This window comes from Granulosicoccus antarcticus IMCC3135 (assembly GCF_002215215.1).
Classification (GTDB): Bacteria; Pseudomonadota; Gammaproteobacteria; order Granulosicoccales; family Granulosicoccaceae; genus Granulosicoccus; species Granulosicoccus antarcticus.
Window position 1 is genome coordinate 1302611 of the sequence record NZ_CP018632.1, and the last position, 23357, is coordinate 1325967.

Here is a 23357-nt window from a genome sequence, read left to right on the forward strand (position 1 = left end):
ACGGTGTTGTACGCGCTATGTCGCTGGTTTTATTTCACTGGCTTCCAGCGCGGCAGCACCAATGGCAGATTTTTGTGATTCCGACAACTGCTTCTCTGTGGGGGCCGAACTATCCAGTTTTACGCGCACCTCTTTACGAGCAAACTGAATGCCGTTCTTTTCAAATTCACTTTGTACCCGTTGAAAGATCTCTTTGCGTATCTGAAATTGTTTACCCGGCTTTACCATGAATTTTCCACGTATCACGATGCCGATGTCATCAACTTGAATGACGCCCTGGGATTTGAAGGGTTGAATGAAGTCCCCTGCAAACTCTGGCATCTCCATGAGTTCGTTGCCAATGGTCTTGAATATTTTCTTGACCTTGATCAGGTCGGTTTCAAACGGAACGGTGAACGTCAGTTTCATGATCGCCCAGTCACGCGAATAGTTGGTGATTTTTGGAATCTCACCATAGGGGATAGTATGAATAGGCCCACGGTGGTGACGCAATTGCATGGCGCGTAGCGAAATTTTTTCAACAGTGCCCATGGTTCCCTCCACGTTGACGTACTCGCCAGCACGAAATGCATCGTCAATGAGGAAGAACAAGCCTGACACAATATCTGTCACCAGTTTTTGTGCACCAAAACCAATGGCAAGACCCACGATTCCGGCACCTGCCAGTAAGGGGGTGGTGTCTATGCCGACACTGCCAAGACCAATGAGTAAGGTCATGATCAGGATGGTTGTTTGTAGGAACCAGGTTATCAAGGGCAGTACCGTTGATAGCCTGGAACCACCGGCACCACCTTCATCACCACCAGGGAGCGCAGACTCACCATCACCACCTGCGACGGTTTTTTCTGCAGCGAGTTTCCGGTTCAACCACAGTGTTGTCACTTCCCATAAAAAATAGCCGACTGCAAATATCCCGATAAATTCGACAAATTTTCGTGTCGTTGTCGTACCGATATCCGAGGCGTCAAGATTGGCAATATCAATTCCCCATATTCGGGTTAACCAGGTGATGACAAACAACATGACAAGCAGCCTGCCAATGCGTATATAACTGCGTTTTGACGACTCGTAGGCTTGTTGAGCCAGGCTACCTTCGCCAACAATGGCAGGTGTGAGGTGTTTGACCAGACCTCTGATAGCTGTGTCAAGAACCGGGGCCAGCAGCAAAATGAACATGGTTGAGTATTGAACACCTTGTGTAACGAGATGGAGCAGATTCTGTGCAACCAGTACCTCTACCAGGGTCCAGCTACTGACAATCACCAACATCGCATAATAGGGATATAGCTTGGCTACCGTCTTTTCCATCGATGTCGCATCATCGTCCTTACCGTTGATGATATCGATCAGGGTAAATCGAGATTGCCATGCAATGAAGGCAAAATACAGATGAATGATCAGGTTGAACCAGAATCCGATTCGGGTTCCTGTTTCTAAAATACCGGTATGTACTCGCAAATCCATGACCGACAGGGTGAAGCCGATCAGCAGAGCCACGCAGACCAGGTGTTTGTGTAAAAACTGTGCAGCCTCATCACTGGTGTGAATCAATCGTAAATCGGAGCGTTTGGGGGCAAGTGCGAATTTCAATACGACTGAGAATAGCCTTGGAATCAGCACCAGGTTCCATAGGAAATGGTGCATGAAGAAACCGGCCTTAGGATCTATTACTTGCCTTAGTACTATCTGAGTAACAACAATAAATGCCAGTAGACCGGACAGATCCAGAACAAAACGCAGACTGAGCAGCGCGAGAATATCTTTCAGTGAAGGATTGATGGATGAGGAACTATCAATTTTCGAGCGCCATTTTCGGGTGAGTTTTCTGACTAGAAATTCAACGATCAGCCCGATCGCTATTGCAAGGAGAATACCGCCTAACAACTTCAACACGCCATTGGGGCCAAGGCTATCGACAAAAGTACTGAAGATTGCTGCCTGACCGGAAATCATGGTTGGGAATGCGCTGACAGCTGCTTGAATGGAAATAGGGATATTGGTCGTTATGAGGGTGAAAAAATCTGTTTTCTCAGTGATCTCTTCGGCAGCCTGTTTACTTGCAACCGCATCCAGTTGCTGCAACAGCAGGTCTCTTACTTCATTGTCAGATAGTCGGGAGACAAGCGCTCTTACCGCTTCAGGGTTGTCTATAAGATTCAGCTCATAGCCCGCTTGCTCAGTATCTGATGAGGATAGCGATATCTGTTGAGCGAACGTATGGGAGCTTGTCCCGAACAGCAGGACAATACTCAGCAGGAAGACGATGCGCTTGAATGCTTGCATGGCTTGTATCGTCTCAATTGTTTTCGGTGAGATTGGAGATGTCCAGCGCAATGCCACCGGATGAGGATTGCTCGATGGCCTCTATCAGACGATGTGAGTCAAGTGCTTCACGACCAGTGACCATCGGCGCACGACCTTGTTGAACGGCCTCAATGAAATCCTCGATCACGGCCTGATGCCACTCATACTTGACAATAACCGGGCCATCCTCTCCTGCATGCTCTGTGCCGGGCGTAGCTTGTTCGCATCGTCCGTCACGCCAGGAAATATCCAGCGTATCAGCACCCAGACGTAACGTGCCGTGCTCGCAGTTCAGGGTAATCGTCTCGCGGCCATGTGGGAAAGTTGCGGTGCTTGCCACCAGTGAGCCCACCGCACCGGAGCTAAAGTGCAATCCTGCGACAGCAAAATCCTCGGCTTCCATCTGGTGTAGCGGGGTGGTTGCACTCATCGCTTGCACGCGTGAAACGGGGCCCGTGAGGCTAAGTGCAAGATCGATGGTGTGGATGGCTTGCGTAATCAATACACCGCCTCCATCACGGGCATAGGTGCCGCGCTCCAGTTCATCGTAGTAGGATTGCTCACGCCAAAGTGGTACGGCAATCTCTATAAGTCCCTGTTTGCCAAGTGCACCGCTGGCCAACAGTTTTGCTGCAGCCTTTGAAGAAGCACGCATCCGGTGTTGGAAAAGCACGCCGAGTGTCACTCCCTCGCGTTCACAGATCTGGACAACTTGTCTGGCCTCATCGACGGTGCGTGCGACTGGTTTTTCCAGCAGAATGTGTTTTCCCGCCTTCGCCAGAGTCTCGATCAATTCGATACGAACACTGGGCGGAGTGGCCACAATCACAATCTGCACATCTGGGTTTTGTGTGACGGCTGACAGTTCACTGGTGAACAAGGGCGGTGGGCCAGCATAAAGCTCTGCCAGATAATGTGCACGTTCGGGACGCCGGGACACGATTGTCTCAAGCCGGACTCGTGTCCGGGCTGCCGAGAGGGCGGCCACATGGGTGGGGGCTATCATGCCCGCGCCAATGAGTGCAACGCCGACTCTGGGTGTCTCCGTTAACTGTGTCATAAAAAATTATTCTCCCGTTTCCAAGTGCTGGCAGCAGATCAAATACCCGTGCGATCATCATAATCGTAAATTGGCTTCTCACTCGCGTCAGCCCCGGCGCAAGTGGTATCTTATTACTTTCACCCTGTAGCGGATTTAACCCAATGAGCGGACTACTAGACAACGTTGATCCAGACGGCCTTCTGGAATACTCGGTGGTTTATACCGATCGCGCGGTCAACCATATGTCAGTGCAGTTCCAGCAGACCATGCGGGACATTCACAAAACCTTGACGGATGTGTACTCGGCGCATCGTGCCGTGATCGTGCCCGGCAGTGGTAGTTCGGGTATGGAGGCTGTTGCGCGCCAATTGTGCCGTGACAAGAGTTGTCTGGTTATCCGTAACGGCTGGTTCAGTTTTCGCTGGTCGCAGATCTTTGATGCCGGCAATATACCGTCAAGTCATGATGTGCTGCGAGCGCAACTGATCGGTGATGCTCCTCAATCGGCATTTGCGCCGGTTCCTGTCGAAGAGGTGGTGGCCACTATTGCTCGTGACAAGCCCGATGTTGTCTGCGCACCGCATGTAGAAACGGCAGCGGGTATGATTTTGCCGGATGATTACATCAAGGCGGTGGCCGAAGCGGTTCATGCTTATGGTGGAATCTTCGTGTTGGACTGCATTGCGTCAGGCACCATCTGGGTTGATATGCAGGCATTGGGTGTCGATGTGCTGGTATCAGCTCCGCAGAAGGGCTGGAGTGGCTCGCCTTGCGCTGGGCTGGTCATGCTCAGCGAGCACGCTTATAACTTGATGCAGGAAACCACCAGTGACAGCTTTACGCTGGATCTGAAGAAATGGTCGCAGATCATGGAAGCCTACCTTGACGGCAAGCATGCCTATCACGCCACCATGCCGACAGACAGTCTTATCGTGTTCCGTGATGTCATGAACGAGACAGCCAGCATGGGCTTTACGAAGGTCAAACAGAGTCAGGTTGAGCTGGGGCAGCGTGTTCGTGCCTTGCTGGAAGAGGCAGGCTTTGTCAGTGTGGCGGCAAATGGTTTTCAGGCGCCGGGTGTCGCGGTGTATTACACCGATAACGACGAACTGCATAGTGGCAAGGCGTTTGCGGCCACAGGTATGCAGATTGCTGCGGGTGTTCCGTTACAGATTGATGAACCGGCAGGGTTCAAGACCTTCCGAATCGGATTGTTCGGGCTGGACAAACTGGCTGATGTTGATGCGGCTGTTGAACGTTTTGCCAAGGCACTGGAGCAGGTACGAGCCAGTACAGAATCAACTACCGTCTGAGACTAAGGACCATCAAGCTGCGCGCAGCGTCCACGCTGATCGTCTGTCTGACGCTTTTTTCAATTGCTCTGGCCTGGTTGCCTGGCACTGACAGCGTCGGGCAGTCGCATGTGGATGCTGCTTTCAAACGGGCTCTGGTTGGTTATGCGCTTGCCCGAAGTCTTAATGGTGTCATTTCGGTTGCACAGGGCACCGAGGTGGCTATCCAGCCTGCCGGGATTGGTGTGAATTTCACGCCTGGTCAGATTCTGGATCCGGTTAATGATCTGGTGGAGCGTTTTTCCTGGATCATGATGTTGGCCAGCAGTTCACTGGGAATTCAGAAAGTACTCTTGTCCATGAGCGCATGGCAGGGGTTGTTCATTGCAGTGACTGTGCTCGGACTTGTCTTTTGTGTTTGTGTCATTTCACCTCGGCTGCGTCCAGGGCGGCGAGTGGTGCAACGATTGTTTCTGTTTGTGCTGTTGTTGCGATTCATGATGCCAGCTATCAGCGTGGCCAACGACTGGGTATATCGCACTTTCCTGGAAGCGGATTACGTGTCCGCATCGGCCACGCTGACACAGGCTCAGCAGGCCATTGGGCAGATCAATGAGGCGGTAACGACTGAGCGTCAGGAGACGCCCGACAGTTTCATGGACCGCGCCCGCAGCTTGTACAATCTGGCGCTTGCACAGATCGATATCGATCGACGTCTGGATGAGTATTCACAGGCAGCCGAATCAATCAGCGAAAGCACCATCCGGCTGGTGGTGGTCTTTGTGATGCAGACGCTGGTATTTCCGCTGATCTTCCTGTTTGTCATGTTGGGACTGATCCGGCGATTGGCCAGTCCCTGGAGCCGCTGAGGCGAGTTTTAAACCAGTACGTCCAGCTGTTCCATGTTTTCACCGCCGAATATGGATCGATAGCGGGCAATTTCTGCTGCAGGTCCGGTTGCCTTGTCAAAATTGTCCGACAGTTTGACGGTAGGTTTGCCGTTGGCGTGGGTGACCTTGCACACGAGCGATATTGCTTTCAACTGCGAGTTGTATTCGGTGGCACAGTCGCTGAAGTCGTTGGTCAGATGTGTGCCCCAACCAAAACTGAGTCGTACCCGTCCGTTGAACTGATGATAAACCTGCTCAATGGTATCCACGGTCAGTCCGTCGGAGAAAATCAACAGTTTCTCTCGTGGGTCCTTGCCGCGCTCACTCCACCACTTGATCAGTTCCTCACCGCCTGCAAGGGGTTCTTTCGAATCGATGCGAAAGCCACTCCAATCGGCAACCCAGTCAGGCGCATTTTCCAGAAATCGAGTGGTCCCATACGTATCAGGCAGAACTATCAGCAGGTTGCCGTCGTAGGTGCGGCTCCAGTGCTTGAGAACGCGATAGGGTGATTTCATCAGGGCCTCATCACCATCTGCCAGTGCGGCTTCCACCATCGGCAGCTCATGAGCGTTGGTGCCAATGGCATCCAGATCCAGGTCCATGGCCATTAATACGTTACTGGTGCCAGTAAACTTGCTGCCAAGGCCTTCTTTCATAGCGGCGATGCACCAGCGTTGCCACAGAAAACTGTGGCGTCTGCGTGTACCGAAATCGGCAATTTTCAAATCAGGCAACTGGTCTAGTCGCAGTACTTTTTCCCACAGTTTGGCTTTGGCTCGGGCGTACAGAACATCGAGTTCGAACCGACCAACGCCGTGCATGGATGCCCGTGAGCGCAATTCGCTGATGATGGATAACACCGGTATTTCCCACAAGGTTGTCTCGGCCCAATCACCTTCGAAGTCGATCAGATACTGCCCATCCTCAACCCGCAGACGGTATTCAGGTAGGCGATAATGACGCAACCATTCGATGAATTCCTTGGTAAACAGGCGCTCACGTCCGTAGAAGGTGTTACCCGTCAGCCAGATGAGCTCTTTCTTGGTAAACCCGATAGAGCGTGCATGATCCAGCTGTGCCCGTAAATCCTTCTCGTCGATCTCATCGGCAAGCCTGACGCTTTTTGAGCGGTTGATCAGTGAAAAGGTGACCGGTACGTCTGGTCGTTCTTTCCAGATGGTCTGCAACATCAGCAACTTGTAGACATCGGTATCCAGCAAGCTGCGTACGATCGGGTCGAGCTTGAAATTATGATCGTAGACTCGTGTGGCGATGTCCGGCATGGGGCTTTGAACCATGAAATACTATCCCTGAAATTCAGTTGCTGAGACTGCGTCAATTGAGCAGTCTGACGAGGGTTTGTCTACTGCAGGAACTTCCTGATGCGCTCGATAGCGCTTTCGATATTCTCCAGCGAATTGGCATACGACAAGCGTATATAGCCTTCGCCGTGGATGCCGAAGTCAGGGCCTCCCACCGTAGCTACGCCTGCCTCTTCAAGCAATGCGTTGGCCAGCGGTTTGGACTGCCAGCCTGTCTGCTTGATATTGGGAAAAGCATAGAAAGCCCCTTTTGGTGTCACACAGCTTACACCGTCAAGCGAATTGAGCTGTTCCACCACGACTCGACGCCGCTCGTCAAAGGCTTTCATCATGCTCGCTACCGCATCCTGCGGGCCGGTCAGTGCTTCCATGGCGGCGTACTGGGCTGGTGCATTCACGCAGCTCCAGCAATTAACTGCCAATTTTCTGACTGAATTGAACAGTGAATCGGGCCAGACAGAATAGCCCAACCGCCAGCCGGTCATGGCGTAGGTTTTTGACCAGCCGTTGAGAAGAATGAGGCGATCACGGATTTCCGGATAACTCAGCAAGGAGACGTGCTCTGCGTCGTCATAGGTCATCTGGTCATAGATTTCATCGGACATGATGGCCACCTGAGGATGTTCCAGCAGTCCGGCAACCAGTTTGTCGATTTCTTCTCGCGGAGTGACGCCACCACAAGGGTTAGCCGGAGAGTTGATGATCAACAGTCGGGTTTTTGGTGTGATCAGAGCCAGCGTCTCTTTTGCTGAAAAGGCAAATTGATTGCTCTCGCGAATAGGAATGGCGACCGGCGTGGCACCCGTGAATTCAATCATTGAACGATAGATCGGGAAGCCGGGATCGGGGTAGAGAATCTCGGCACCGGGTTCACCAAACATGAGAATGGCTGCGAACATCGTAATCTTGCCGCCCGGCACAATGATCACATTGGCTGGGCTGACTTCGGTTCCATGCCGTCTCAGCAGGTCTGCAGCGACGGCCTCGCGTAAGGGTTCGATGCCGACTGCGGGTGTATAACCGTGATGACCGTCATACAGCGCCTTGACCGCAGCCTCAACAATGTTGGGCGGTGTTGGAAAGTCAGGCTGACCGATGCCCAGGTTGATAATGTCTCGTCCGCTGGCCGCCAAAGCTCCGGCTCTGGCCAGCACCGCAAAGGCGTTTTCCTCGCCAATGCGATTGAAAGCGGCTACCGGTGATAAGGCTGCGTTGGCGTGCTGTGGGGGTGATGAGCTCATGAGTCAGGCTGGGGGTTTGCTGCAGGTAGGGAGGGCGTCAGAGTTACTACTGTCGTTCTGGCGTTTCTATCGTGTGACCAGCCAGTTCAGGCTTGATGATCAGCTGGCAGCTCAGACGGGAATTCTCCCGCCGCTCGGCTGCTACGCCCTCGAGCATCTCCAGCTCCATGTCGTCTGGCTCTGCAAACAAGGCGGCAGTTGACTCGTCCAGGTAGACATGGCAGGTGGCGCAGATGAGGCTGCCGCCACATTCGGCTACAACTTCATCCACATCGTTTTGAACGGCTGTGTCCATGACGCTGTCACCGACCCGTGCATCGACGGTTCTGATGGTGCCATCGGCGGACTTGTAATGGAGAATGATTTCCTGACTCATGAGGCGATCTGGTTAAGTTGCTGTTTATACCCGTGATGGTATCCAAGTAAGCGCTCGGCGTCACATCCGTTTTTTTTGTGATCTGATTCACAGCTTTCGATTGTATCCTTGCCACAGAATCCAACCGGGTCCCCAATTCATTCTGACTATGCTGAAGCTTCGCTACTCTGCTGTGTCCGTAGTGGCATACTGAGGCGGGGCAGAGGTATGGAAACCTGCAGTGACTGAACTTGAACGCAAGATTTATCACGAACAAATTCGACTGATTTACAACCAGGGACCGGTGCTGGTCGCTGGTGCCACATTTACGGCTGTTTTCATAACACTGTTTTTGTGGCGCCATCTGCCGCAGTCAACGCTATTGCTCTGGTTGGCGGCCGTCGGGTTATCGACTTTACTCAGAATCTGGGTTATCTGTGCCTACCTCAAGGCCGACGAAAAAACCCGAGAACAGGCTATCTGGGGGCCGTTCTTCTGGTTGGGGACGCTGACAGCCGGAATGATCTGGTGCATCTGGCCGATGATGTTTTATCAGCTATACAGCACAGAATACCTGCTACTCATATCAACGATTTTTGCTGGAATGGTTGCCGTCAGTGCCGCCTCGGGCAGTATCTATCTGCCATCCTTTCTGTCTTTTTCCATACCGCTGGTGCTGCCGCTGGCCGTCGCACACATCTTGTCCGGTAACGAGTCTCTGGTTCTGACAGGCTTTTTGCTCATCATGTTTCTGGCCGTGAACTTCTTTCTGGCAGTCCGAGGTCATCGTCAGTATCGCAAGCTGATCCGCTCGCAGTTCGAGAACGTGGAGTTGATGGAGCGCCTGGCTGGAGAAAAGCGGATCGCCGAGCGAGCAGTCATTGCCAAGAGCCGTTTTCTGGCAGCCGCCAGTCATGATCTGCGCCAGCCATTACATGCCATGGGTTTGTTTCTGAGTGCGTTGCGACATCGCGAGACAGACCCGACGAAGCTGGAAATCCTCAACGACATGAACAAGTCGGCGCAGGCGCTCAATGGTCTTTTCAACAGCCTTCTGGATGTCTCGCGACTGGATGCCGAGATCATCGAGTTCAATCCGAAGCACCTTGTTGCCAGCGAAATGTTTGATGGCTTGCGTGCCCAATTCATGCAGCAGACCGATGAAAAGGGTGTCAGCCTGAACGTTGATGCTGGCCAGCATGTATTCTTTTCCGATGCTATTTTGCTGGAGCGCGTGTTACGTAATCTGCTGTCCAATGCGGTCCAATACACTAGCAGCGGTGGCATATACCTGCGTTGTGACGAGTATACGGATGGGGCCAAGCTGGTTACGCTTTGCGATACGGGTATCGGTATTCCGGAAGAGGCGGCAGAAGATGTTTTCTCCGAGTACTACCAGCTCAACAACCCGGCGCGTGATCGCAGCAAGGGCCTGGGTCTGGGGCTGGCGATCGTTCGTCGCCTGTGCGACCTGATGGACATGCCGCTTGAAATGGAATCGGTTGAAGGGCAGGGAACATTGTTCCGGATTGTGGTGCCCGGTGGCGATCCGGCCCAGGTTCTTGACGTAAGCCGCGGTACGCCGACCATGCAGGCAACAGGTCGTAGGGTGCTGGTTATCGATGATGAGGTGCAGGTTCTGCAAAGTATGCGTCACATGCTGGAGAGCTGGGGCTGTGAGGTCATGCTGGCAGAGTCAGCACGCAATGCGTTGAAATTGATTGCACTGACAGATGCCATGCCGGAGGTGATCGTGTCGGACTACCGTTTGCGGGACAACCTCAATGGGGTTGATGCGGTTGCAGCGATACGTGAGTCGCTGGAGTCCGAGGTGCCAGCCATTATCATTACCGGCGATACCTCACCCGAGAGGCTGAAGGACGTCTCGGGTGCAGGTATGCTTGTCATGCACAAGCCGGTCAATCCTGATGAGCTTCATAGTGTCATCTATGAGCTGTTTGCCTCGTTGGATGAGGATGATCCGGCTGCAGGCTCCGAGGTTTCAGTCGGCGACGGGTTCCTCGGCAGTTGCCCTGACCAGCTTGCCGATAGTCAAACCCTGTACCAGAATTGAAAACAGCACGATGACATAGGTCACCGCGACAATGATGTCGCGTTCCGGACTAGAGGGGATAGATAGTGCCAGGGCGACTGAAATACCGCCTCGCAGACCACCCCAGGTGAGCAGCTTCACGGCATGAGGATTGAAATCGCGGCCCAGCTTGCGCAGAATGGTGACCGGAATTCCCACTGAAATCATTCTGGCTAGCAGAACCATGGCTGCCATGACCAGACCAGCTATCCAGGTATTCAGATCGAGCGAGAGAACCATGACCTCCAGGCCGATGATCAGAAACAGGACAGCGTTGAGAATCTCGTCAATCAGTTCCCAGAAGGTATCCAGATGCTGCACGGTCGTGTTGCTCATGGCGTCTCGACGGCCATGATTGCCGATCATCAGGCCTGCCATGACAACCGCAATAGGGGCTGACAAGTGCATCCCGGCCGCCGCTGTGCTGCCGCCGGCAACCAGCGCCAGAGTCAGCAGGATCTCGACCTGGTAGCTATCTACCCGTTTGAGCATCTTCAGAACCAGCCAGCCACAAGCGATGCCGAAAAGGGCGCCACCAAAGGCTTCCTGAATGAAGAGTACGCCGATGTGTGAGGCGCTGAATACTTCTCCGTTGATGGCGATACCGAAAATGGCAAGAAACAGCACGATGGCGACACCGTCGTTGAACAGTGATTCACCGGCAATTTTTATTTCCAGAGACTTGCTGGCGCCAGCTGTCTTGAGTATGCCCATGACAGCGATAGGATCAGTAGGGGATATGAGTGAGCCGAACAGCAGGCAAAAGATGAAAGGCACCTGGAAGCCGAACCACTGGAAGATGTAATAGGCACCACCTGCCACCAGAAACATGCTGCAGATGACCCCGGCAGAGGCCATCATGCCAATACTCCACTTGCGTTTCAGCAGTTCGTCCAGGTTGATGTGCATGGCGCCGGCAAAGAGCAGAAAGCCGAGCATGCCGTTGAGCAGGGTGTCATCAAAATCGATCTGACTGACGATGCCAGAGGCCAGTTGCACGCCGTCGGTATAACCCAGGTTGCCCAGTAGTACCAGTACTAGCGAGAACACGAGTGAAATCACCATGATGCCAATGGTATTAGGCAGTTTCAGTGTTTGGTAGTTCACGTAGGAGAACAGGGCAGCGATCGTGATCAGGATGCTGGTGATGGTCAGTAATGACATATTCTTGGGAAGAAAACCTTGGTTGGACAATGAGCTGTAGCGTAGCGCATCAGGGCATGAATCGCGCCTAAGCGCGGCGTGAAACAATTATTCCTTATCCGGTACACTTTCATTGTGGCTCAACAAATTCGCGATCAATCTGCAGAACTCGATTACGAGCTCCTTGTCTCCTCTCGTGCGCGGCGTGTCAGTTTGAAGATTGAGCCGGGACGCGGCCTGATGGTCACCATTCCCAAGCGTTTTGCCAGACGCGATGTGCCAGCCGTTGTCGAGAGTCATCGAGCCTGGATCGAGAAGACGCTCGATTCCATGCAGCTGTCGGTGCCCGAGCGATTCAGACAGTGGCCGCCTGAGTCGCTGGTCTTGCCAGCCATCGGACAAGTGCTGGAGTTGTCTTTCCATGCCTCTGGCGAGCATTCGAGGCTCGCCGAGCGCAGTGTATCCGGAAATATTGGCAAGCAGATTTTCGTGCCTCTTGTCGCCGCTTCGAGCGATCAGAAAAAAGTGCTAGCCGAGCTGGCGGTGGTGCTGAAGGGGCTTGCTCGCCACTATCTGCCGGTGCGTCTGGCCATGCTTGCTGAGGAGCATGGACTCGTTTTTCAACGCACGCAGATTCGTGGGCAACGCACGCGCTGGGGAAGCTGCTCGACTACCGGGACGATCAGCCTGAACTACAAATTGCTGTTTCTGTCACCTGAGCTTGTCGACTATGTGCTGTTGCACGAACTGGCGCATACGCTGCACATGAATCATTCGCCGGACTTTTGGCGTCAATTGCAGTCCATGCATCCGGATGCCAGACAACTCGACGCCCGCCTGAAGCAGGCGGGTCAGGAAGTTCCTCCTTGGCTTATTTAGCTGTATAGCACTCTTTTCATTGCATTTTGTGAGTTGATGGACTACTGCTGGAAAGGCTGAAATCCGACTTTAACCTTTTGAGTATTCTGCTATTCTTTTTCTATCATTCACTTGGGCAGCACAGTTTCAGACAGCTGACAGACCCTTCCTTATCCGGCATTTACTCTTATCGTGTCACTGACGACTTCAGAAGAATTATTCGTGCGCAAACAACAGAGCGTAGAAGTCTGGCAAGTCATCCCGCTGATTTTAGCGGCGGCCTTGCTGACAATTGGATTGGCGATGTTTCTCAGTGGTACTGAGAAACTGATCGATGTTGTGCAGCCTGTCATCGTCGTATTCGGTGGCGCTTTAGCGGGGCTGTTGGTCACGTTTTCGACCAATCACATTGGCCAGGCCCTGCAACTGGCTTTGGTCAGAGGTGTTCGTGGCGGCACAGCTCCCGAGCAGATGGTTCGCGCATTGTTGAAGATTTGCGAGGTCAGTCGACGCGATGGCCTGCTGGGAGTCGCGGATATTCGTTCCAATTCGGATCAAGTTGAGGAAATCTGCTTTCTCATCGGCCAGGCATCTGATGAAACCGCCATCCGCTTTGCACTGGAGCGACGTCTGGCCAGTGAGCGGCTTTATCATCAGATGACGGCGGATGTCTTTCTTTTTACTGGAATTTATGCAGTTTTGATTGGTATCCTGGGTACCTTGCTGCTCTACGTATCACAAGCGGAACCCGGTGTTGTCGGTGCTACTTTTCTGCCATTTGTCTGTGGCGTCAGTCTTGCAATATTGATGTGTGTTCTGTTGGGGCGTTTACGTGCTGCAAACATGCGTGAATTGATAATTGCCGAAGTAGCCTATCGGGGTGGTGCAATGATCCTTGAAGACAACAACGTGCAAAGACTCTGGAACCAGCTTAATCTACTGGTTCCGCCAGGTATGCGGCGTTAATCGTTAGTGAATCAATAAGGTAGGCGTAAAATGAACGATATTACGGTCAAGGCCGTAGCCACTGGGCGTATGGCTTATCAGGTAGTACCAGATCCAGATGATCCGGTTATTCTCCAGATAGACAGCAAACTGAGTCGTGTACTGGATATCAGTGCAACAGGCTTCAACATGCCCGGAGGCATCATTTCGGCGGGTAGGCGTTATCCCTTCAATCTGGATTTGCCGACCGCCAAGAGACCGGTGGCAGGTTATGTTGATGTGTTGCCGGGGCAGGCTGGCGAACAGGTGCAGTGCGTATTCGTTAACCTGTCTGCTGAAGAAGCTGAAACCATCCATCAATATGTTCTGATTCGTCAAAAGGATGCTATTCGCTCCATCCGTACTGGCGGTTCATCCAACAACGGATTTTAGTTGTATCGTGTCCTTATCGTTTGAAAAGTACGAGGCGGAAGTCCAGGCGGGAATACTGTCGCCGGACGCCGAACAATGCGCTGTCATGTCGCGTCTGGGCAGCATCGAGGATGAGCTGGTGCGGCGCAAGTCCTGGAAAGAGCCATCCCGTTCACTCTTTGCCCGCTGGACAAAACCGAGCAATAACGAGGTGCGTGGAGTCTGCGGGCTCTACTTGTGGGGCGGGGTAGGGCGTGGCAAGACTCATCTGTGCGATCTGTTTTTCGAGTCTCTGCCGATTGAACAGAAGACTCGGTTGCATTTTCATCGTTTCATGCAGCGAATTCATGACGATCTGCGCAAACTGGAAGGTGTGGAGAATCCCATGGAGCAAGTCGCCGATGACTGGGCGGCACGTTCACGCTTGTTGTTGCTGGATGAAATTCATGTCAACGACATCACGGATGCCATGTTGCTCGGCGGGCTGTTGACAGCCTTGTTCAAGCGCGGTGTAACGCTGATTACCACATCCAATGTGGCGCCGGATGGCTTGTATCGGGATGGGCTGCAAAGGGCGCGTTTCCTGCCAGCTATCGCCCAGATCTGCAATCACACGGGTGTGTTGGAAATGGTGGGTGTCACGGACTACCGTCTGCGTCTTATGCAGACAAAACCAATTTATTGTGTGAGCCGGTTTGTGAATGGCAAAGCGGACAACAAGACGCAAAAGATCATGCAGTCCTATTTTGATCAATTGCGAACTGAGCATGCACCGCCCGAGAATACGGCAATTATCAATGGCCGCAAGCTTCCCGTCCTGGGAAGGTCGGCGGATCTTGTCTGGTTCAGCTTCGATACGTTGTGTAACACGCCGCGTTCCACTTCGGACTATATCGAGATCGGTAGTTATTTCCAGACAGTGATAATCAGTGATATTCCGGTGATGGGCAGTGGTTCGGACGATGCGGCCAGACGCTTTGTCAATCTGATTGATGAGTTCTATGACCGGCACGTGAAGCTGATTGTCTCTGCTGAGGCCTCGGCTGAGAAGTTATATACCGGAGAGCACCTGGCATTTGAGTTCGAACGAGCGGCAAGTCGCCTGTTTGAAATGCAGGGAACGGCATATCTGGAGAGCGAAAAGACGCGCTGAGCCTGCTCTGGGCTATGAATGTAACCTGCCGGCGGTCCATGTAACGTATCGCTGATACCGGTAGAAAAGGAATTGCGGACATGAAAAAGCCCGATGCACGCCAGACTGTCTGGTGTGCACCGGGCTTTTTATTTCAAGACCGTATTAGCTTAGCTATCGGCTTTGGGGGAGCGTGAGAAACGCTTGCGATCGTTTTCTGTCAGGTGCTTTTTACGCACCCGGATCGATTCAGGCGTTACTTCAACCAGCTCGTCATCATCGATGAATTCCAGCGCTTGCTCCAGGCTCATGTTGATAAACGGTGTGAGCTGGATGTTTTCATCGGTACCAGAGGCACGAACGTTGGTCAGCTGCTTGCCCTTCAGGCAGTTGACGGTCAGATCGTTGTCACGTGAGTGAATGCCGATAACCTGTCCTTCGTAAACCTGGACGTTGGCATCAACAATCAGCTTGCCACGTTCCTGCAAGTTCCACAGTGCAAAACCTGATGCCTTGCCTGTGCCGTTGGAGATCAGTACACCGTTGCGTCGTGCACCGATGTTCAGATTCAACTTGGGACCGTAATGATCAAATACTGAGTAGATCAGGCCAGTTCCAGAGGTTGTTGTCAGGAATTCGGTTCGGAAACCGATCATGCCGCGGGCTGGAGCGACGTAGTCCAGACGGACACGACCTTTACCATCGGGAACCATATTCTTCAATTCGGCGCGGCGCTCGCCCATTTTTTCCATGATGGCACCCTGATGCTGTTCTTCCACATCGATGGTGATCTGCTCGTAGGGCTCTTCGGTCTTGCCATCTGCGCCAACACGAGTGATAACCACTGGACGGCCAACGCCAATCTCGTAACCTTCACGGCGCATGTTTTCGATGAGTACAGACAGGTGCAACTCACCGCGTCCGGAAACTTTGAAGGTCTCACCCTGTTCGGTACGCTCAACGCGCAGGGCGACGTTGTGCAGCAATTCAGTTTGCAGACGATCCCAGATATTACGGCTGGTGACGTATTTGCCTTCCTTACCTGCGAACGGAGAGCTGTTGGGCTGGAACATCATGCTGATGGTCGGCTCATCAACGGTCAGCGGTGTCATGGGGTCGATATGAGCCGGATCACACAGTGTGTCGGAAATGTTCAGCTTGTCGATGCCTGTGATGCAGACGATATCGCCGGCTTCTGCCATGTCGGTGGGGACACGTTCCAGGCCGTGAAAGCCAAGCACCTGCAGGACTTTGGCAGAGCGTTGAGTCTGGTCGGCGCTGACAACGCGCACTTGCTGATTGGGACGCAGTTTGCCGCGCTGAATACGGGCAATACCGATAACGCCGACATAGCTGTTGTAATCCAGCGAGCTGATACGCATCTGCAGAGGGCCATCGGCGTCTACGTCAGGAGCCGGTACTTCGTCAATGATGGTTTCGAACAGAGGTGTCATGTCACCACCGGAGACGGTGGGCTCAAGGCCTGCATAGCCGTTGACGGCTGAGGCGTAGACAACGGGGAAATCGAGCTGCTCGTCGGTGCCGCCCAGGTTGTCAAACAATTCGAAAGTCTGGTCCAGCGCCCAGTCAGGGCGAGCGCCTTCGCGGTCAATCTTGTTGATGACGACGATAGGGCGAAAACCCATGGCAAAGGCTTTTTGTGTAACAAAACGCGTCTGTGGCATCGGGCCTTCAGCCGCATCAACCAGCAGAAGTACGGAGTCAACCATACTCAGAACGCGTTCTACCTCACCACCGAAGTCGGCGTGACCGGGGGTGTCAACGATGTTGATGCGGTAGTCGTTCCAGCGAATAGCGGTGTTCTTGGACAGAATCGTGATGCCGCGCTCTTTTTCGATCGCGTTGGAATCCATCAGGCGCTCGGTTTGTTCCTTGCGCATGTCCAATGTACCGGACTGCTGCAGGAGCTTGTCTACCAAGGTGGTCTTACCATGATCGACGTGAGCGATGATGGCTATATTACGGAGTTTCTGAATCACTATAAGGTCCTTCAGTGCACGGCTGGCGCGACTGTCAAGCACCCGGCGTTCGGGTGTTACTAAACGATAGTAGGGATGCGCAGTGACCGTCAGGGTGCGCAGACTGTAGATAACGCACAAGTATAACGGACCTGCAACTGCTTCGGGTGCCACCTGGTCATCACTACGGTGCTGTATTCCCCGTACTATTTTGCAAAAAATGATCTGAACTGGCTTATTGGCTGAGATTTTGGCGGCAAATGCGAGGCAGAACTTGAGCCTTTTGCCACAGATGGCAGGCCGGCTCGATGTTCATGACCCGGTTAGCTCGGTAAATACTCCCGGCTCCAGCTTTCACTGATTGCGCCATTTTTGAGCATCTCCTGGATACTTTCTTCATCGTAGTCAAGCTCTTGCAGGATAGCGCGGGTAGAGGCGCCGTATTTTTCTGCAGATTCCAACGCCAGAATCCTGCCGCGCAAAGGTCGTACCGCGTAGGGATCCAGTTGGGTTACGGTGTGCCCACTCGGGTGGTCCTCGTATACCGAGAATGAATAGCTACCCTGAGCGATGCCCGGTGCTCCATCTGCGGGACGGCTGTTATAGGTGCGGATAGTATCGATATTTTCGCAAATTGCCGCGGCGATATCGGCTTCCTGCAATCGCTCGACCCAGTCCGAGGCCCTTGCAGTCATGAATGCCTGAGACAAAAAGGCGGCTCGCTCCTCGCTGGCTACCTGTGAAAAGCCTTGCAGGCCGTCCACATTCTCGAATCGCTCGGTGTCGCTTTCATAAGCGCTGAGCAGCAAGAAAGCATCAGAAGAGGTGTAATAGAAACGGGAAAGATCGTCATAGCCCACCACTTCACGTCCGGCTGGCTCGTTGAACAATTCCCGTTTGCCATAATCGAAGCAGAAAGGCATCTGTGCCAAGCCACTTAGTGCCGACAGGGAGGTGCGGGGCCGTCCCGTTCGTCCAGTCTTGAGCTTCTGATACAAAGCTGCGGCCACACCGAGTGCTCCTCCGAATCCGCACATGACGTCGATAGTGCCAACATGGGCATGTTCTTCGGGCGTTTCCATGGAACCGCCGAATCGCGTCATGATGCCGGTGGTCGCTTGTACCAGATCGTCATAGCCCAGATAACCTGAGCGGGGGCCCGGTCTGGGTCCGCTGAAGCAGTCCAGCTTGCAGAAAATTGCATCAGGATTCAGTTTCTCAAGATTCTCCAGATCCAGTCCCATATCTTTGACTTGCCGGTCCGGAGCATTCCAGACGATGACATCCACTGATTTCACCAGTTTTTCGAAAATAACCCTTCCCTCGGGGCTGGAGATATCTGCAAGCAGCGAGCGTTTACCACGCATATGCGAGATTCCGAAAATAACCGTGTTCCAGCAATCGTAACTCGGTGTTGCCGGGTCCAGTTTGATGACTTCTGCGCCGAATCGGGCCAGATAGCTGGCTGAGTGCGGACCGGCTATCACGTTGCACAGGTCCAGTACCCGGACACCGTCCAGCCAGCCATCTCGTGCATTCTTTTCACGTACCCGGGGTAGCTTGGTTTCAATGGCCGCAAGAGCACGTAGAGCTTGATCAAAGGTGACGTAGCGCCGTGGCGCTGGTTCAAGCATTCGCTCGCTGCTCTCTTCCAGCCAGACAACTGGTCCTGGCTGGGTCATCGTGCCGAACTCGGGATCCTCGACTTCCAGCATCAGGCCTGCGGTTTCGGCGTGATCGTCATTGATCCATTCCTGCAGCCAGCGATGCGGGGCCCCGGGAAATTTGCCGCGTCCGAAAATGCGTTCCCATTCCTTGGAGGTACGCGTCATGAATACCTCCTTCATGCGTTCAGCGATCAGATCAGCCCATTTTTGAGGCAGTGGGTAAACACCGAGCGAGACATCGGATGTCCATTCACTGACTGGCAGGTAGGTGTCATCCTCTTCAGTCAAGCCCAGCTCTATCAATTCGTCATAGAGTCCTAAAGTTTGCAGGCAGCGTTTGGCATGCTGTTTATGGCTGGGGCAAACAACATAGAACATCCTGCCATCCTTGCAACGGTAGCTTCGGTAGAAGGGATCAAGCAAGTCCTGCAAGTCATCATAGGACAGGTTCATTGGCAGACCTTCGGTGCGCCGTCGCTCGATCTCCTTCTCACGCTGTGTCTTGTAGCGTTCAGGATAGTTCTCGATCTTGATCGAGTTGTAGCAAAGCCCTTCCATGACGGCCGCTGCGAGCGGGACTTCAATCTGATCGCCCAATCCGGTACGTTCACGCGCTTGCAGCGCCAGCACCGTTGCCGAGGCGGCCAGCATGGTGCCATAAGCGGATGACAGAGGCAGAGGTGAGAAGGATGGGTTGATACCCATGAGCACACGGTTCAGCCCCATGTCCGTAAAGACGCCCGAGTTGGCCGCGATGACACTCTCATAGGCACGCCATTCACGTCGCAATGTGTCATTGGAGGCAAAGCCCGGGATGGAGAGTGTGATCAGTTCGGGTCGAGCAGCGCGTAGCTCGATGAAATCCACACCCAGCCGTGACATGACTCCAGGTCGAAAACTTTCGAGCACGATGTCTGTTTCCTCAATCAGCGCTAATGCCTGTTCCAGGCCTTCTGCTGTCTTGAGATCGATGGTGATGCTCAGTTTGTTGCGATTCAACGTGGCGTTGGCTGGTGTTACCCACAGAGGCCCGCCAGGCGGGTCTATGTGGACAACGGTTGCGCCCAGATCCGCCAGAATCATCGCCACAGCAGGTCCTGCCATGTACTGACCGAAGTCAACGATCTTGACGCCGGCAAGTGGCAGCGGGGAGTTTGTAGTAGTAGCCATTGTGGTGGTCCTGACTCAGTCTGTAATATCAGTCAATGGAGGGCGCTTTGGCAGCATCGCCAGCGGTTTCGCTGTCAGGGCTCCTGATCAGCATGTGTGCAGTTCGGCTCTGTTCGCCAAAATCTTCCTTTAGCCAGCGAAGCAGGGAGATTGTCAGAATGACCAGTACCGGAATCAGTGGCAGTGCCACCACGATGGTCGATGTCTGTACCGGTTTGAGGCCACCCAGCTGGATTAGTACAATGCCGACCACCGCAAGAATAAGTGCCCACATGATGCGAATCCAGCGTTTGGGTTCCTGATAGCCGGAAAGCTTGTGTGAGGTAACCGAGGCCAGAACGTAGGCGGCCGAATCCAGTGTGGTAGCCAGAAAAATGAAACACAGTACGATGAACACGACGGTCACCAGCTGGGGCATCGGCATGGTATTCAAAATGGCCAGAACCGTTGCGGGAATACCTTCTGTGGATAGAATGGCTGAGACATCCAGCGCGCCGCTGATTTGCAGATCCAGCGCATAACCACCCCAGACGGCGAAGAATACCCAGCAGCCCAGCGAACCCCAGACAAGCTCTGCCACGATAAGCTCACGGATGGTTCGTCCTCTGGAGATTCGAGCAACGAACAGTCCCATCATCGGGGCATAGGCAATCCACCAGGCCCAGTAGAAGATGGTCCAGTCCTGAGTGAAGGTTGATTGTGCCAGAGGGTCTGTTCGCGTACTCATGGTGACAAAGTTGCTGAGCATCTGTCCAAAGCCTTGCACCCAGCCATTGAGCATGAACAGCGTGGGGCCGATGACAGCCGTGAAAACAAGTAGCAGGATGGCCAGTATCACGTTGGTATCGGACAAGATTCTGATGCCTTTGGAAAGACCAAACCAGACGCTGGCACCGAAAATGACGGTCCAGATTGCCAGTATCGAGAGATCAAGCCCCAGCGAGGGGCTGATGCCCAGCAGGGAGCCGGCCAGTTTCGAGACTAGTGGAATAGCCAGGCCCAATGAGGTGCCGACGCCACCGATTACACCAAATACGACAATCGAGTCCAGCAGTATGCCGGGCCATTTGTCTGTATACCGACCCAACACCCCTCGTGCAGCTTCGGACAATCGAACACCAGGCTGACGGCGGACATACATGGAGTAGGCGATGGGAATCGCTGGTAGGCAATAGATTGCCCAGGGGGTAAGGCCCCAGTGAAACTGGCCATAGGTCAGGGCCCACTCGGCAGCTTCGGGACTTTTGGGTTCGACGCCGAACGGTGGGCCAGTAAAATAGTAGATGGGTTCGACCCATGCCCAGTTGACAATGGCGATGCCAATGCCGCCACAGAAAATCATGGCGATCCAGCTGAAGTATGAAAATTCGGGTGCATCATCCGGGCCGCCGAGACGGACGTTGCCGTATTTGCTGAAGGCAAGACCGATAAGAAAAACGACGGCGCCAAAGCCTGCGAGCATATACAGCCAGCCGAACTGGCCTGTTGCAAAGCTGAATGCAGCATTGACCATTGCCGGGCCAGATTCGGGAAACAGGATTAATGGTGCGATGACGGCGACAAGCACTGTCATTGCAGGAATAAAGACGCGCAGGTCAAGGCTGTCGCCTGGTTTGCTGTAGCGGGACATTTTTGTAATTCTCCTCTGTGAATCACTGTTTTCAGGTGACATTTGCTGCTGATGGCAAATGTCCCTGAAGACTGATTATTGGTGTAGTGGTTTTCTTGGGTGGTGGTGGCGACGATGGTGGTACTACTTCTTTTTATTACTACAAGTGTGGGAGCTTCTCTTGATCTGTTCAGGCTGATTCACGGATCCAGCGCGCAGCTTTTTCGGCGATCATCAGGGTGGGCGAATTGGTATTGCCGCTCACGATCGTCGGCATGATGCTCGCATCGACCACGCGCAAGCCATCGACCCCCCGAACTTGCAGACGTTCATTGACAACAGCCAATGGGTCGTTGTCTGCTCCCATCTTTGCGGTACCCACCGGGTGAAAGATGGTGTTGGCAATATCGCCAGCAAGTTTGGCAAGCTCTTCGTCGCTTTGGAACTGGATGCCCGGTTTCCACTCTACCGGCTCGTATTTTGCCAGTGCTGGCTGGGCAACGATCTGTCTTACCTGGCGCAAACTGTCGGCTGCAATACGACGATCTTCATCGGTACTGAGATAATTGGGCGATATTGCGGGTGCGTCATCGAAACGATTGGAGCGTATCTGTACCTGGCCTCGGCTGGTCGGATTAAGGTTGCATACGCTGGCCGTGAATGCGGGAAATGCATGCAGATCATCACCGAAGGCGTCAAGGCTCAGTGGTTGGACATGATATTCCAGGTTGGCATGAGGCTGGCTCGGATCGGAGCGGGTGAAAGCGCCAAGCTGGCTGGGTGACATGCTCATGGGGCCGGTTCGCTTCAATGCGTATTCAAGACCGATTCTGGCTTTTCCGACCAGGCTGTTGGCCAGGGTATTGAGGGTGCTGGCACCTTTGACCTTGAATACGGCCCGGATTTGCAGGTGATCCTGCAGGTTCTCTCCCACGCCGGGCAAATCAACCAGTACCTCTATTCCATGCGCTTTCAAATGTGCAGCCGGACCGATGCCGGAATGCTGCAGAATCTGGGGAGATCCGATCGCACCCGCGGAAAGAATCACCTCTCTTGATGCGAGTACTGACACACTTTCGCCGCGACGTCTGACGATCGCTCCTGTGCAGCGTGGCTGACCATTTTCGCCAGTTTCGAACAAGAGGCGCTCGGTCTGAGCTTCGGTCCAGATGATCAGGTTGGGGCGATTGCGGGCAGGGCGCAAGAACGCTTTGGAGGTGTTCCAGCGCCAACCGGATTTCTGGTTGACCTCGAAGTACCCAACACCGGCATTGTCACCCGTGTTGAAATCATCGGTACGTTCGAAACCGGTTTCTTCCGCGGCCTCGGCAAATGCTTCAAGAATTTCCCAGCGCAGACGCTGTTTTTCGATGCGCCACTCACCGCCATTGCCATGCAGTTCGGAAAACTTTTCGCCCTTGCCGCTGGCAGGATCCGCGGCGTTGTCGAGTCGGTAGTGATCCTCATGTGCCTTGAAATCCTCCAGCGAATGCTCCCAGTTCCATTCAGGATCATTCATCAGTTCGGCCCAGTGATCGTAGTCCCGCTTTTGTCCGCGCATGTAAATCATGCCGTTGATGGAGGAGCAGCCGCCGAGCGTCTTGCCACGAGGGTAGCGCAGTGTCCGGCCATTCAAACCCTGGCAGGCTTCAGTCTGATAAAGCCAGTCGGTGCGTGGATTGCCGATGCAGTAGAGATATCCCACCGGAATGTGGATCCACGGGTAATTGTCTTTTGTCCCGGCCTCAAGCAATAAAACACGCTTGGAGGGATCACTGCTCAGGCGATTGGCCAGCAAACAACCAGCGGTACCGGCACCAACAATGATGTAGTCGAATGGATCGGGTGACATGTTTATTCTCTACTGGACTGAATTCAAGGGTTGCACGTTACGAGTTGTCA

At 53.5% G+C, this 23357-nt stretch carries 17 protein-coding genes; 7 read left to right on the forward strand and 10 right to left on the reverse strand.

Annotated elements, in window-relative coordinates; genetic code table 11:
* Nucleotides 1-15: 15 nt before the first annotated feature.
* Nucleotides 16-2283: a mechanosensitive ion channel family protein gene (locus IMCC3135_RS05585; protein WP_088916705.1), complete on the reverse strand. Its 2268-nt coding sequence runs from the start codon at nt 2281-2283 to the stop codon at nt 16-18.
* Nucleotides 2284-2296: 13 nt separating this feature from the next.
* Nucleotides 2297-3364 carry a Gfo/Idh/MocA family protein gene (locus tag IMCC3135_RS05590; RefSeq protein ID WP_088916706.1) on the reverse strand — a complete coding sequence of 356 codons (1068 nt, stop codon included), beginning with the start codon at nt 3362-3364 and terminating at the stop codon, nt 2297-2299.
* 143 nt (nt 3365-3507) lie between these two features.
* Here IMCC3135_RS05590 and IMCC3135_RS05595 point away from each other — a divergent pair, with 143 nt between their 5' ends.
* Complete coding sequence (locus IMCC3135_RS05595) at nt 3508-4659, forward strand: aminotransferase class V-fold PLP-dependent enzyme (RefSeq protein ID WP_088916707.1); 1152 nt, start codon at nt 3508-3510, stop codon at nt 4657-4659.
* 77 nt (nt 4660-4736) lie between these two features.
* A complete protein-coding gene (locus tag IMCC3135_RS05600; RefSeq protein ID WP_088916708.1) occupies nt 4737-5507 on the forward strand; it encodes a hypothetical protein in 771 nt (256 codons plus the stop codon).
* Nucleotides 5508-5515: 8 nt separating this feature from the next.
* Here IMCC3135_RS05600 and pncB read toward each other — a convergent pair whose 3' ends face one another.
* The 3 genes from pncB to IMCC3135_RS05615 form a co-directional block, all read right to left on the reverse strand.
* On the reverse strand, nt 5516-6829 hold the full coding sequence (gene pncB, locus IMCC3135_RS05605) for a nicotinate phosphoribosyltransferase (RefSeq protein ID WP_205737923.1): 1314 nt from the start codon (nt 6827-6829) through the stop codon (nt 5516-5518).
* 65 nt (nt 6830-6894) lie between these two features.
* Nucleotides 6895-8094: a pyridoxal phosphate-dependent aminotransferase gene (locus IMCC3135_RS05610; RefSeq protein WP_088916709.1), complete on the reverse strand. Its 1200-nt coding sequence runs from the start codon at nt 8092-8094 to the stop codon at nt 6895-6897.
* A gap of 46 nt (nt 8095-8140) precedes the next feature.
* Nucleotides 8141-8470, reverse strand: coding sequence for a 2Fe-2S iron-sulfur cluster-binding protein (locus IMCC3135_RS05615; protein WP_088916710.1), 330 nt, complete (start codon nt 8468-8470; stop codon nt 8141-8143).
* A 220-nt stretch (nt 8471-8690) separates the two neighbouring features.
* On the opposite strand from IMCC3135_RS05615, the gene IMCC3135_RS05620 reads away from it, so the two are divergent.
* A complete protein-coding gene (locus tag IMCC3135_RS05620) occupies nt 8691-10523 on the forward strand; it encodes an ATP-binding protein (RefSeq protein ID WP_088916711.1) in 1833 nt (610 codons plus the stop codon).
* Here IMCC3135_RS05620 and IMCC3135_RS05625 read toward each other — a convergent pair.
* The gene (locus IMCC3135_RS05625) at nt 10452-11735 is read right to left on the reverse strand and encodes a cation:proton antiporter (protein WP_236994748.1); all 1284 of its coding nucleotides are present in this window, start codon (nt 11733-11735) and stop codon (nt 10452-10454) included. The genes IMCC3135_RS05620 and IMCC3135_RS05625 overlap by 72 nt on opposite strands.
* 84 nt (nt 11736-11819) lie before the next feature.
* On the opposite strand from IMCC3135_RS05625, the gene IMCC3135_RS05630 reads away from it, so the two are divergent.
* From IMCC3135_RS05630 to zapE, 4 genes are all read left to right on the forward strand, one after another.
* A complete protein-coding gene (locus tag IMCC3135_RS05630; RefSeq protein WP_088916712.1) occupies nt 11820-12563 on the forward strand; it encodes a M48 family metallopeptidase in 744 nt (247 codons plus the stop codon).
* A 201-nt stretch (nt 12564-12764) separates the two neighbouring features.
* Nucleotides 12765-13508, forward strand: coding sequence for a hypothetical protein (locus IMCC3135_RS05635; protein ID WP_088916713.1), 744 nt, complete (start codon nt 12765-12767; stop codon nt 13506-13508).
* Between the two features lie 30 nt (nt 13509-13538).
* The gene (locus IMCC3135_RS05640) at nt 13539-13919 is read left to right on the forward strand and encodes a PilZ domain-containing protein (RefSeq protein ID WP_088916714.1); all 381 of its coding nucleotides are present in this window, start codon (nt 13539-13541) and stop codon (nt 13917-13919) included.
* Between the two features lie 7 nt (nt 13920-13926).
* Nucleotides 13927-15051 carry a cell division protein ZapE gene (zapE, locus tag IMCC3135_RS05645; RefSeq protein WP_157735788.1) on the forward strand — a complete coding sequence of 375 codons (1125 nt, stop codon included), beginning with the start codon at nt 13927-13929 and terminating at the stop codon, nt 15049-15051.
* 149 nt (nt 15052-15200) lie between these two features.
* Here zapE and typA read toward each other — a convergent pair whose 3' ends face one another.
* From typA to IMCC3135_RS05665, 4 genes are all read right to left on the reverse strand, one after another.
* Nucleotides 15201-17030 (reverse strand): translational GTPase TypA, encoded by a 1830-nt coding sequence (gene typA, locus IMCC3135_RS05650; protein ID WP_088921698.1) that lies wholly within the window; start codon nt 17028-17030, stop codon nt 15201-15203.
* 302 nt (nt 17031-17332) lie between these two features.
* A complete protein-coding gene (locus IMCC3135_RS05655) occupies nt 17333-19846 on the reverse strand; it encodes a CoA transferase (RefSeq protein WP_088916716.1) in 2514 nt (837 codons plus the stop codon).
* Between the two features lie 28 nt (nt 19847-19874).
* Nucleotides 19875-21476, reverse strand: a complete 1602-nt coding sequence (locus tag IMCC3135_RS05660; protein WP_088916717.1) for a BCCT family transporter — start codon at nt 21474-21476, stop codon at nt 19875-19877.
* A 169-nt stretch (nt 21477-21645) separates the two neighbouring features.
* The gene (locus IMCC3135_RS05665) at nt 21646-23307 is read right to left on the reverse strand and encodes a GMC family oxidoreductase (protein ID WP_088916718.1); all 1662 of its coding nucleotides are present in this window, start codon (nt 23305-23307) and stop codon (nt 21646-21648) included.
* Nucleotides 23308-23357: the final 50 nt, after the last annotated feature.